Source organism: Geodermatophilus sp. SYSU D00867 (genome assembly GCF_054050315.1).
The window spans coordinates 110,001-120,925 of record NZ_JBJGZC010000017.1 but is presented as its reverse complement, the minus strand read 5'-3'; the positions used below and the strand labels follow the sequence as shown (position 1 = coordinate 120,925).

General features: G+C 75.4%; 12 protein-coding genes and 1 tRNA gene. 5 read left to right on the top strand and 8 right to left on the bottom strand.

All coding sequences use genetic code 11. The features are described from left to right. Window positions 1-115: 115 nt before the first annotated feature. Together ACI8AK_RS17050 and ACI8AK_RS17045 are read right to left on the bottom strand one after the other, a co-directional pair. Window positions 116-766: a DUF4333 domain-containing protein gene (locus ACI8AK_RS17050; protein WP_456957204.1), complete on the bottom strand. Its 651-nt coding sequence runs from the start codon at window positions 764-766 to the stop codon at window positions 116-118. A 118-nt stretch (window positions 767-884) separates the two neighbouring features. Next, window positions 885-957, bottom strand: a tRNA-Arg gene (locus ACI8AK_RS17045). Between the two features lie 181 nt (window positions 958-1,138). Between ACI8AK_RS17045 and ACI8AK_RS17040 the strand changes: the two genes are divergently transcribed. From ACI8AK_RS17040 to ACI8AK_RS17030, 3 genes are all read left to right on the top strand, one after another. Further along, the gene (locus tag ACI8AK_RS17040; protein WP_387985553.1) at window positions 1,139-1,648 is read left to right on the top strand and encodes a single-stranded DNA-binding protein; all 510 of its coding nucleotides are present in this window, start codon (window positions 1,139-1,141) and stop codon (window positions 1,646-1,648) included. Between the two features lie 117 nt (window positions 1,649-1,765). After that, the gene (gene ettA / locus ACI8AK_RS17035) at window positions 1,766-3,436 is read left to right on the top strand and encodes an energy-dependent translational throttle protein EttA (RefSeq protein WP_387985550.1); all 1,671 of its coding nucleotides are present in this window, start codon (window positions 1,766-1,768) and stop codon (window positions 3,434-3,436) included. A gap of 177 nt (window positions 3,437-3,613) precedes the next feature. Then, on the top strand, window positions 3,614-4,027 hold the full coding sequence (locus ACI8AK_RS17030) for an acyl-CoA thioesterase (protein WP_387985547.1): 414 nt from the start codon (window positions 3,614-3,616) through the stop codon (window positions 4,025-4,027). Window positions 4,028-4,036: 9 nt separating this feature from the next. On the opposite strand, the gene ACI8AK_RS17025 is transcribed toward ACI8AK_RS17030, so the two are convergent. Beyond that, the gene (locus ACI8AK_RS17025; protein WP_387985545.1) at window positions 4,037-4,483 is read right to left on the bottom strand and encodes a YccF domain-containing protein; all 447 of its coding nucleotides are present in this window, start codon (window positions 4,481-4,483) and stop codon (window positions 4,037-4,039) included. A 146-nt stretch (window positions 4,484-4,629) separates the two neighbouring features. Here ACI8AK_RS17025 and ACI8AK_RS17020 point away from each other — a divergent pair, with 146 nt between their 5' ends. Then, the gene (locus ACI8AK_RS17020; RefSeq protein ID WP_456957203.1) at window positions 4,630-5,742 is read left to right on the top strand and encodes a class I SAM-dependent methyltransferase; all 1,113 of its coding nucleotides are present in this window, start codon (window positions 4,630-4,632) and stop codon (window positions 5,740-5,742) included. Window positions 5,743-5,746: 4 nt separating this feature from the next. Here ACI8AK_RS17020 and ACI8AK_RS17015 read toward each other — a convergent pair whose 3' ends face one another. From ACI8AK_RS17015 to ACI8AK_RS17000, 4 genes are read right to left on the bottom strand one after another with little or no spacing between them, the layout of a single operon-like run. Continuing rightward, complete coding sequence (locus ACI8AK_RS17015; protein ID WP_387985539.1) at window positions 5,747-6,274, bottom strand: MOSC domain-containing protein; 528 nt, start codon at window positions 6,272-6,274, stop codon at window positions 5,747-5,749. Beyond that, the gene (locus tag ACI8AK_RS17010) at window positions 6,271-6,936 is read right to left on the bottom strand and encodes an energy-coupling factor transporter transmembrane component T family protein (RefSeq protein ID WP_456902472.1); all 666 of its coding nucleotides are present in this window, start codon (window positions 6,934-6,936) and stop codon (window positions 6,271-6,273) included. Before ACI8AK_RS17010 ends, ACI8AK_RS17015 begins: the two co-directional genes overlap by 4 nt. Next, complete coding sequence (locus ACI8AK_RS17005; protein ID WP_387985534.1) at window positions 6,933-7,673, bottom strand: energy-coupling factor ABC transporter ATP-binding protein; 741 nt, start codon at window positions 7,671-7,673, stop codon at window positions 6,933-6,935. The genes ACI8AK_RS17010 and ACI8AK_RS17005 overlap by 4 nt, the downstream gene beginning before the upstream one ends. Continuing rightward, window positions 7,670-8,233 carry a biotin transporter BioY gene (locus ACI8AK_RS17000; protein WP_456957201.1) on the bottom strand — a complete coding sequence of 188 codons (564 nt, stop codon included), beginning with the start codon at window positions 8,231-8,233 and terminating at the stop codon, window positions 7,670-7,672. The genes ACI8AK_RS17005 and ACI8AK_RS17000 overlap by 4 nt, the downstream gene beginning before the upstream one ends. Window positions 8,234-8,858: 625 nt before the next feature. Here ACI8AK_RS17000 and ACI8AK_RS16995 point away from each other — a divergent pair. Next, window positions 8,859-9,227, top strand: a complete 369-nt coding sequence (locus ACI8AK_RS16995; protein ID WP_387985528.1) for a hypothetical protein — start codon at window positions 8,859-8,861, stop codon at window positions 9,225-9,227. A gap of 78 nt (window positions 9,228-9,305) precedes the next feature. Here ACI8AK_RS16995 and ACI8AK_RS16990 read toward each other — a convergent pair whose 3' ends face one another. Then, window positions 9,306-10,859, bottom strand: a complete 1,554-nt coding sequence (locus ACI8AK_RS16990; RefSeq protein WP_387985525.1) for an ATP-binding cassette domain-containing protein — start codon at window positions 10,857-10,859, stop codon at window positions 9,306-9,308. Between the last annotated feature and the right edge of the window lie 66 nt (window positions 10,860-10,925).

Genomic DNA, 10,925 nt, shown 5'->3' with positions numbered 1-10,925 from the left:
CCCCCCCCCCCCCCCCCCCCCCCCCCCCCCCCCCCCCCCCCCCCCCCCCCCCCCCCCCCCCCCCCCCCCCGCCCGCCCCCCCCCCCCCCCCCCCCCCTCTCCTGCGTCCTGGGGGTCACTCGAAGCTGACGTTGCCCTCGGCGTCGAGCGTGGCGGTGACGAGGGCGCTGTTGGTCGGGTCGTCGGCCGCGGCCACCTGGCAGTCCAGCGTCAGGCCGTCCTCGGCGACGAGCACGGTGCGGTCGCCGGCGTCGCAGGTGGAGACGACCTCGAGGCCGGTGCTCGCGGCGAACTGCTCGCTCAGGGTCGCCTCGACGTCGGCCACGTGCACGTAGACCTGGTCGCTGTCGATGGTCACGTTGCCCTCGTCGTCGGTCTGCTCGACGGTGAAGGTCACCTCCTGGCCCTCCAGCTGCGCGGTGCAGGTGGTGACCGTGCCGGCGGCGAGCTCGAGGTCCTCGGGGCAGCTGACGTCGGTGACGGTGACGCCGGCCTGCTCCTGCGCGACGGCGGCGATCTGCCGCTCGGCCTCGGCGGTGTCGAGCACCTTGCTGCCGAGGAGGAGGAAGGCGCCGACGCCGAGCGCGGCGACGACGAGCACCGCGAGGACGCTGCCGACGATCGCGCCGGTGCGCTTCCCGGGGGGCTGCTGGCCGTAGGGGGCGCCGGGGCCGTCCCAGCCGTTGGGGGCGGGGAAGGGCGCCGGGGCGTAGGGGCCCTGCGGGGCGTGCGGCTGGGCGTTGCGGGGGTCGTGGACCTGGGTCACGGGGTGCTCCTCGGTGCGGTCCCGGGGCCGTCCCCGGGTGCTCGGGAGCACCGTCCCGCCGCCCGCTTGCAGCGCCCTTCGGGACGACTTGCGGTCCGCGACAAGTGGCGGTGACCGGCGCGCCCGGCAGGGATCGAACCTGCGACCAAGTGCTTAGAAGGCACCTGCTCTATCCGCTGAGCTACGGGCGCTCGGTCGCCGATGATGACACCTCCACGGCGCCGGGGGTGAGCGGGTGACGACCGGGCCGGTCGCCGTCCACAGGCGCCGGGTCCTCCACAGGCCGCTCCCGGCGCCGCCACGGGCCCCCGCGCGGGACGAGGGTCGGGCCCGGACCGGCACCGTGCCGGCTCCTGGGACCCGAGGAGCACCGTGAGCACCACCGAGATCACCGTCGTCGGCAACGTCGTCACGTCACCCAGCCGCGTGCGCACGCAGAGCGGCACCGTCACCAACTTCCGCGTCGCCTCCACCGAGCGGCGCTGGGACAGCACCGCCCAGGGCTTCGTCGACGGCGCGACGTTCTTCGTCGACGTCGAGTGCTGGAACGAGCTGAGCGGCAACGTGTCGCACAGCGTCAGCAAGGGCGACCCGGTCATCGTCCGGGGCACGCTGCGCACCGACGAGTGGGAGAACGACACGGGCCGCCACAGCCGGCCGCGGGTCCGGGCCCGGACCGTGGGCTTCGACCTCAGCAAGGGCACCGCCGAGTTCCGCAAGACCCGGCGGACGGCGGCCGCGCCGCCGCCGGCCGAGCCGGTCGACGAGGCCGCCGACGGGCGGGACTATCCGGAGCCGGTCCAGCCGTTGTACGAGGTGGACCCCGACTCGTCCGCGGCCGGTGCGGCGCTCGACGCCCTGCCGGAACCGGCTCTCCACTAGCCGCCGCGAACTGGGAGGATCGGGGACGAGAACGCACGGGGGCCGGGCCGGGGCACGCACCGGCCCGCCCCTCCCTGCGCATCGACACCGCGCACCGACGGAAGGCTCGAACGCCCAGTGGCTCAGTACATCTACACCATGGCCCGTGCCCGCAAGGCGCACGGCGACAAGGTCATCCTCGACGACGTCACCCTGTCGTTCCTGCCCGGCGCCAAGATCGGCGTCGTCGGCCCCAACGGTGCGGGCAAGTCGACCGTCCTCAGGATCATGGCCGGGCTGGACCAGCCCTCCAACGGCGACGTGATGCTGGCCGCCGACGCGACCGTCGGCATCCTGCTGCAGGAGCCGCCGCTCAACGAGGAGCTCGACGTGCGCGGCAACGTCGAGGAGGCGGTCAAGCCGCTGCGCGACGCGCTGACCCGCTTCGAGGAGGTCAGCGCGGCGATGGGGGAGCCCGACGCCGACTTCGACGCGCTGCTGGCCGAGCAGGGCGAGCTGATGGAGGTCATCGAGCAGCACGACGGCTGGGAGCTCGACGCCCGCATCGAGCAGGCGATGGACGCGCTGCGCTGCCCGCCCGGCGACGCCGACGTCAGCGTCCTGTCCGGTGGTGAGCGCCGCCGCGTCGCGCTGTGCCGCCTGCTGCTCGAGGCGCCCGACCTGCTGCTGCTCGACGAGCCCACCAACCACCTCGACGCCGAGAGCGTCGCGTGGCTGGAGCAGCACCTCGAGAAGTACGCCGGCACCGTCGTCGCCGTCACCCACGACCGGTACTTCCTCGACAACGTCGCCCAGTGGATCCTCGAGCTCGACCGCGGCCGGGCCTACCCCTACGAGGGCAACTACTCCACCTACCTGGAGACCAAGGCCGCCCGCCTCAAGGTCGAGGGCGCCAAGGACGCCAAGCGGCAGAAGCGGCTGGCCGAGGAGCTGGAGTGGGTGCGGTCGGGCGCGAAGGCCCGCCAGGCCAAGAGCAAGGCCCGCCTCCAGCGCTACGAGGAGATGGCGGCCGAGGCCGACAAGTACCGCAAGCTGGACTTCGAGGAGATCCAGATCCCGCCGGGCCCGCGGCTGGGCAACGTGGTCGTCGAGAGCCACGACCTCACCAAGGGCTTCGGTGACCGCATCCTCATCGACGACCTGTCCTTCACGCTGCCGCGGAACGGCATCGTCGGCGTCGTCGGCCCCAACGGCGCCGGCAAGACCACGCTGTTCAAGATGCTGGTCGGCGAGGAGAAGCCGGACGACGGCGAGATCAAGGTCGGCGAGACCGTGAAGATCTCCTACGTCGAGCAGACCCGCAGCGGCATCGACCCCAAGAAGACGCTGTGGGAGGTCGTCTCCGACGGGCTGGACCACATCAAGGTCGGCAACGTCGAGATGCCCTCGCGGGCCTACGTCGCGGCGTTCGGCTTCAAGGGCCCGGACCAGCAGAAGCCGGCCGGCGTGCTCTCCGGCGGTGAGCGCAACCGGCTGAACCTGGCGCTGACCCTCAAGCAGGGCGGCAACCTGCTGCTGCTCGACGAGCCGACCAACGACCTCGACGTCGAGACGCTGACCAGCCTGGAGTCGGCGCTGCTGGAGTTCCCCGGCTGCGCCGTGGTGGTCAGCCACGACCGGTGGTTCCTCGACCGCGTGGCCACCCACATCCTCGCCTACGAGGGCGACTCGAAGTGGTTCTGGTTCGAGGGCAACTTCGCCGACTACGAGAAGAACAAGGTCGAGCGGCTCGGCCCCGAGGCCGCCCGCCCGCACCGTGCCACGTACCGCAAGCTGACCCGCGACTAGTCCGCGGTCACACCCCACCGACGGCGGCCGGAGCACCCGCTCCGGCCGCCGTCGGCGTCCGCGGGCGCCGAGTGTGCACACGACGCGGGCAGGCGGCGGTCCGGGGCGCGGTGCGCGCACACGGCGTCGGGAGCCGCGGTCGACGGGCACGGGAGGCGTGCGGCAGGGTGTCGGACCGTGCGGTTCACGGTGCAGGTCCCGATGCGCTGGTCGGACATGGACGCCTACGGCCACGTCAACAACGTCGTCCACCTGCAGTACTTCGAGATGGCGCGGGTCGCGCTGTTCTTCGAGCGGGCGTCGCTGGAGGAGCGCACCGGGCTGCGCCGCGGCACCGTCGTCGCCGCCCACGAGATCGCCTACAAGCGGCCGGTCGTCTACTCCGCCCGGCCGCTGGACGTGCAGATCTGGGTGTCGGGCGTCCGGGCGGCCGCCTTCACCTGCCACTACGAGGTCTTCGACCACGAGCGGCTCGCCGTCACCGGCAGCACGCTGCTGGTGCCCTTCGACTTCTCCATCGACCGGCCGCGCCGGCTCACCCCGGACGAGAAGGACTTCCTCGCCCGCTGGGCCGACGAGCCGGAGGCCTGAGCCCGGGGGTCACCAGCGGGCGGCCGGCGCGCCCTGCACCACGCCGCTGCCGGCGTGCACCCAGTCGCGCGGGGGAGCGGTCTCCACCACCCGCTTGCCCAGCGGGAACAGCCCGACGGCGGCCAGCTTGAACGACGCGATCCCGAACGGGATCCCGACGACCGTCACGCAGAAGGCGATCCCGGCGAGCACGTGCAGCAGCGCCAGCCACCACCCGGCGACGAGGAACCACACCAGGTTCCCGATCGCCGAGGCGACGCCGGCGCCCGGCGCCCGCACCGTCGTCCGGCCGAAGGGCCACACCACGAACCCGGCGAGCCGGAACGCGGCGATGCCGAACGGGATGGTCACCACCAGCAGGCAGGCCACGACGCCGGCGAGCGCGTAGGCCAGGGCGAGCAGCCAGCCGTGCAGGACCAGCCAGACCAGGTTCAGCAGCGTGCGGAGGGTGTCCACACACAGACGACGGACCGCGGGCGCGCCGGGTTCCGCGCCGTCGGGACGGTCCGCGGGCGGACGACGGGCACCCGGCCACGGCAGGATCGCGACCGCCGGCGCGGTCGGCCGACCGGCCGGGCCCACCCGAGAGGAGCCGGTCCGCGATGACCACCGACACCCGCGCACCCGCCGTCGAGGACACGGCCACCGACACGGCCACCGAGGCCCTCGCCGGGCGCCTGTTCGACACCGTGCTGGCCTGCCTCGACGCCCAGGCGATCGTGATCGGCGACCGGCTCGGCTACTACCGGGCCCTCGCCGACGGCGACGCGCTCACCTCCGCCGAGGTGGCCGAGCGCACCGGGACGGCGGAGCGCTACGTGCGCGAGTGGTCGGAGCAGCAGGCCGTCACCGGGATCCTCACCGCCGCCGACGACCCCGACCGCCCCGGCGACGCGCGGGCCCGCCGCTTCACCCTGCCGCCCGGCCACCGCGCCCCTCTCCTCGACGTCCTCAGCGGCGACCACCTCCTCCCGCTGGTCCGCTTCGTCGTCGCGGCCGGCCGGCAGGCCGACGCACTGGCCGAGGTGCACCGCACCGGCGGCGGCATCTCCTGGGCGCAGCAGGGCGCCGACGTCCGGGAGGCGCAGGCCGCCGCGAACCGGCCGCTGTTCCTCGGCCCGCTGGGGCGCGAGCACCTCCCGTCGATCCCCGACGTCGACGCGGCGCTGCGGCGCGGCGGCCGGGTCGCCGACGTCGGCTGCGGGTACGGCTGGTCCTCGATCGGCATCGCGCTGGCCTACCCCGCGGCGACCGTCGACGGCTTCGACGTCGACGCGCCGTCGGTGGAGGCGGCCCGCCGCAACGCGGCCGAGGCCGGGGTCGCCGACCGGGTCCGGTTCGCCGTCACCGACGCCGCGACGGTGTCGGGCACCTACGACGTCGTCACGGCCTTCGAGTGCGTGCACGACCTGGCCGACCCCGTGGCGGTGCTCGCGGCCATGCGGCGGCTGGCCGGGGACGGCGGCGCGGTCCTCGTCGTGGACGAGCGGGTGGCCGAGGAGTTCACCGCCCCCGGCGACGACGTCGAGCGGCTGATGTACGGCTACAGCCTGGTGTGCTGCCTGCCCGACGGGCTCTCGACCCGGCCCTCGGCCGCGACCGGGACCGTCATGCGGCCGGCCACGCTGCGCCGGTACGCGCGCGAGGCGGGCTTCACCGACGTCGAGGTGCTCGACGTCCGGGACGAGGTCTTCCGCTTCTACCGGCTGGTCTGAGCCCTCAGCCGGCCACGATCCGCGGCACCGGCCGGTCCGCCCCCGTCGGCGCCCCGCGGCGGGCGGCCTCCTCCTCCGGCACCGGCCGGACGACGGCGCCCTCGGCGATCCCCGCCCCCGCGAACACCGCCGCGTTGATCCCGCCGCGGTGCACCATCGCCTTCACCAGACGGGCGCCGGTGAGCCGCTCGAGGTGCGCGCACGGCGGGCAGCGCTTCACCCCGAACAGCAGCGCGTCGCCGACGGCGAACCACCGGCCCACCAGCGAGGGCAGGTCGACCCCCGTGGTGACCAGGTTGCGGCGGGTGTCCCCGGGCGTCAGCGGCACGCCGACCTCGTCCGCGACCGCCGCGACGTCGTCGGCGTCGATCAGCGTGAGCTGCTTCTCCAGGTCCGGGTAGCGCGCCCACGTGCCGCCGCCGAGGGCGTAGCGGTCACCCTCCAGCCCGCGCCCGGCCAGCAGCCGCCCGGCGGGGACCCGCCGCATGGGCGCGGCGGCGGCCGGGGTCGTCCAGATCTCGAGGACGGTCATCGCGGGACCTCCGGGGCGGGGGAGCGCCGGCGGCGGCGCGGGGGCGGGGCGTCGTCGGCGCCGCGGGCGTCGAGCGCCTCGCTCACGTCGTGGGCCATCTGCAGGACCTGCACCAGCAGCGGGGCGACGGTCGTCCGCAGCCCGCGCAGGCCGTGCGGGGAGCCGCCGCGGGCCGCCTGCGCCTCCCGGATGCGGTCCGCCCGCTCGACGAGCACCGGGATGAACCGCAGCGCCATGGTGACCACCAGCCCGACCCGTGCCGGCCGCACCCCGACCAGCCGCAGCGGGGCGGCCAGCCGCTCGACCACCGCCACCATCGCGCTCACCCGCGTCGTCGCCGTCACCACGGCCGCGGCCAGCACCAGCGTGAGCAGGCGCAGCCCGACGTGCGCGCCGGTGCGCAGGTCGGTGGTCAGCGCGTGCACGACCAGCAGCGCCAGCACCCACCACAGCACCGCCCGCGCCTGCCGCGCCAGCACCGCGACCGGCAGCCGGGCCACCAGCAGCCCGACGGCCAGCACGCCCGCCAGGGCCACACCGGCCGCGGTCAGCGTCGGCAGCCAGAACAGCGTGACGGCGAGGACGGCGAGGGCGAGCAGCTTCGCCCCGGCCGGCAGCCGGTGGACGACGCCGTCCCGCGGGACGTACAGCGCGAGGGTCACCGGCCGGCCATCAGCGCGCGGTAGGCGGCCACGGCCGGGCCGGGGGCGGCGTCCTCCACCACCCGGCCGCGGTCGACGACCAGCACCCGGTCGAAGCCGTCGAGCAGGTCCAGTTGGTGGGTGACGACGACCACCTGCTGCTCCAGCCCGGCGATCAGCTCGGCCACCCGCCGGGCGTTGACCAGGTCCAGGAGCGTCGTCGGCTCGTCGAACACGATGCGGGCGGGGCGCATGACCAGCACGCCGGCGATGGCCAGCAGCTGCTTCTGCCCACCCGACAGCAGGTGTGCGGGGTGGTCGGCGTGCCCGGCCAGGCCGTAGCGGGCCAGCACCTCGGCGACACGGGTGGCCCGCTCGTCCGGCGGGACGCCCTGGTTCTCCAGCCCGTAGGCGACGTCCTCGGCGACCGTGGGGTGCACGATCTGCGCGTCGGGGTCCTGGAAGACGAACCCGACGCGGCGCCGCACGGCGCGCACCTGGGTGCGCGTGTCCAGCCCGTCGACCAGCACCCGCCCCTCGGTGGGCACGACCAGGCCGTTGAGCAGGCGGGCGAAGGTGCTCTTGCCCGAGCCGTTGGCACCGACGACGCCGACCCGCGGCTCGGTCAGGGTGAGGTCGAGGTCCTCGAGCACCACCCGCTCGCCGTACCGGTGCCCGACGCCGCGCAGCTCGATGCCGCGCCCCGGCTCCGCGAGCTCGTCCGCGGCGGGCGCCGGACCGGGACGGCGGAGCCTCACCGGGTGCCGGCCGCCCGGCGGGGACGGTCGATGACGGGGTAGCTGCGCCGGACGACGTCGGCGACGGCCGCGGCGACGAAGGCCTTGAACAGGTCGCCGGGGAGGAAGACGGCGGCGCCGGTCCACAGCGCGGTGCCCCAGTCGAGCCCGGCCACGGCCTTGAGCACCGGGACGCCCACGGCGTAGACCACGACGATCCCGCCGACGACGTTGGCCACCAGGCCCCAGCCGACGTTGTAGCGGTCCCAGACCCGCTCGGTCAGCCAGCCGACGACGAACGCGGCGAGCGGCCAGCTGTAGAGGTACCCGGCCGTGGCGCCGGCGAAGGGCGCCAGGCCGCCGGCGCCGCTGGCCAGCAGCGGCAGCCCGACCGCCACCAGGACCAGGAACAGCAGGACGGCGAGGAAGCCGCGGCGGGCACCCAGGACGCTGCCGGCCAGCATGACGCCGAGGGTCTGCGCGGTGATCGGCACCGGCCCCACGTTGATCGCCGGCAGGGTCCCCAGCGCGGCGATGATCGCGGCGAAGAGGGCGACGTAGGCCAGGTCCCGGGTCTTCACGGCGTCTCCTCCACAGGCAGCGGGACGGGCCCGCGCGGTCCCCGCGGAAGGTACCCGAGGGGCGCGCGGGACCGGCCCGGCGGGCGTCCCGGGACCCCGCCGGGCTCGTCGCCGTCGGTGTCCGGGCGCTCACCTGCAGATACGTCCGCCGGTTTGCCCGGGCCGCGCGCGACGTGTTTTCTGGGGTCGCTGAGGCCTTCGGCGGAGGCGAGGAACAGGCGGAATCTGCATGGCAACCGGGTGGTGGGCGTCACTGTGGTCGCGGGGACGTCACGAACCGCGGCACCCCACCGCCGAGTCCACCCGGGAGCCGCACCGGGACCCGTGGCCCGGGCGCGCCGGCGCCGCCCGGCCCGCCGCGGCGGCACCTCCGCCGCAGCCCCCGCCCGAGCCCCCGCCCGAGCCCCCGCCACCCGCCGTCGAGGAGCCGGTCACCCCGCCGGCGCCCCGGCCCACGCCGCTCCCGGCCCCGCCGGGTGCGGCACACGACGCCCCGGCGGCCGAGCCGCCGCAGGACGCCGTGCCTCCCCAGACGCCCGGCCCGTCCGGTCGACCCGGGCCGCCTCCCGGCCCGGTGCGCAGCCCGTCGCTGCGTCCCCCTCTCGAGACGACAGGAGCCCTTCCCATGGCCTCACTCGACACCGTCATCGCGGACCTGCTCGCGATCGAGGGCGCCAGCGGCGCCGCGATCGTCGACATCGACAGCGGCATGGCCCTCGCGTCCGGCGGCACGCCCGGCTTCGACCTCAACGTCGCGGCCGCCGGCAACTCCAACGTCGTGCGCGCCAAGCTGCGCACGATCAACGACCTCGAGCTCAAGGACGAGGTCGAGGACATCCTCATCACGCTGCAGAGCCAGTACCACCTGATCAACGTGCTCAAGGGGCAGGGCAACGCCGGCCTGTTCATCTACCTCGTGCTCAACCGCGTCACCGCCAACCTGGCGCTGGCGCGGCACAAGCTGCGCGCGGTCGCGGCGACCGTCAGCGTCTGAGCCGGCGGCGTCGGCACCCAACCCGGACGGGGGCCGGGGAGGGTGCCGACGCGGCGGCCCGGTGGCCGAGCCCCGTCGTCAGGCGGCCGCCGTGGCGGCCTCGACGATGCGGTCGCGCACCGCGTCGACGGCGAGCTCGCCGGTGTCGATCCACCGGGCGACGCGGCCGCCGGCGACGATGCCGACCCGGTCGCAGCACTCGGCCAGCTCGTCGGGGTCCACCGACACGACGACGACCGAGGTCCCGTGCGCGGTCGCCTCGTCCAGCAGCCGGCGGACCTGCCGCCGGGCCCGCACGTCCAGGCCGCGGGTGGGCTCGTGGAGGACGACGACGTCGCGCGCGCACTCCGACATCCACCGGGCGAGCGCGAGCTTGTGCTGGTCGCCACCGGACAGCGCGCCGAACACCGTGCGGATGCTCAGCGTCTTCACGTCCATCTGGTGCACGGTGCGGATGACCCCGCGCAGCCGGGCGATCTCCGTGCGCAGGTCCGACAGCGAGCCCCATGCCTCCTGGGTCATCGTCCGGGCGATCGTCTCGCCGGGGTCCACGCCGTAGGCGTCCTCGTCCGGGCGGTACACCGGCAGCTCCAGCGCCGGGCCGTCCGCGGAGGACCCGAGCGAGCGCTCCTCGCCGAACAGCTGCAGCTCGTCGGTGACCGCCGGCAGCTCCCCGGACAGCGCGTCGGCGATCTCGCGGACGCCGGAGGACCGGTGCCCGGTCAGGCCGATCACCTCGCCGCGGCGCAGCAGCAGGTCGACGCCCTCGACCGCGCCCGGCACCCGCAGGTTGCGGACCCGCAGCACCACCTCGTCGGAGGGCACCAGCCGCGGCGAGAGGCGCACGGGGGCCTCCTCGGCCGCCGTGGGCCCGGCCGCCGCGGGCTCGGGCGCCGAGGCCACCCGGGGCTCCGGCGGCGTCACCGGCTCGCCGACGGTCTCCGCGGCCAGCCGCACCGGGTCCAGCCGGTCGGCCGGCGCGTCGAGGGCGATCCGCCCGTCGCGCAGGACGAGCACCCGGTCGACCACCTCGAGCATCTCGGGCAGCCGGTGGCTGATGTAGAGGACGCCGCGGCCCTGCCGGCTCAGCCGGCCGGCGACGGCGTGCAGGCGGCCCACCTCCGAGGGCAGCAGCGGCGCCGACACCTCGTCGAGCACCACCAGCCGGGTGTCCTCGGCGAGCACGCGGGCGGTCTCGACGAGGCCGTGCACGAAGTGCGGCAGGTCCCCGACGGGGGTGTCCGGGTCGACGTCGAGGGCGACCTCGGCGAGCAGCACCTGCGCCTGCCGGCGCAGCTCCCGCGGCGGCAGCCCGGCCTGGGTCGTGCCGCGGAGGACCGCCTGCGCGACGGTGAGCGCCGGGTCGATGTGGACCAGCTGCTCGACGACGCCGACGCCGAGGTGGCGGGCGTCAAACGCCGACAGCGGCGCGTAGGGGTGGCCCTGCAGCGTCATGGAGCCGGCGTCGGCGGGGGTGATGCCGGCGATGACGTCGCCGAGGGTGGACTTGCCGGCCCCGTTGGTGCCGACGAGCCCGACGATCTCGCCCTCGTCGATGGTGAAGGAGACGTCCCGCAGGACGCGGCGGGCCCCGAAGGACTTCGTCAGGCCCTGGACCTGCAGCAACGTCATCGGTGGGCGCGCCTCCCCCGGCACAGGGCCGCCGACACGGGGTCGGTCGACCGCGGCGTCAGCGTC

What these genes read in the sequence shown, in the direction of transcription:
- ACI8AK_RS17020 (WP_456957203.1), top strand. Translation starts at nt 4,630, where the DNA reads ATGACCACCGACACCCGCGCACCCGCCGTCGAGGACACGGCCACCGAC.
- ACI8AK_RS17015 (WP_387985539.1), bottom strand. Translation starts at nt 6,274, where the DNA reads ATGACCGTCCTCGAGATCTGGACGACCCCGGCCGCCGCCGCGCCCATG.
- ACI8AK_RS16995 (WP_387985528.1), top strand. Translation starts at nt 8,859, where the DNA reads ATGGCCTCACTCGACACCGTCATCGCGGACCTGCTCGCGATCGAGGGC.
- ACI8AK_RS16990 (WP_387985525.1), bottom strand. Translation starts at nt 10,859, where the DNA reads ATGACGTTGCTGCAGGTCCAGGGCCTGACGAAGTCCTTCGGGGCCCGC.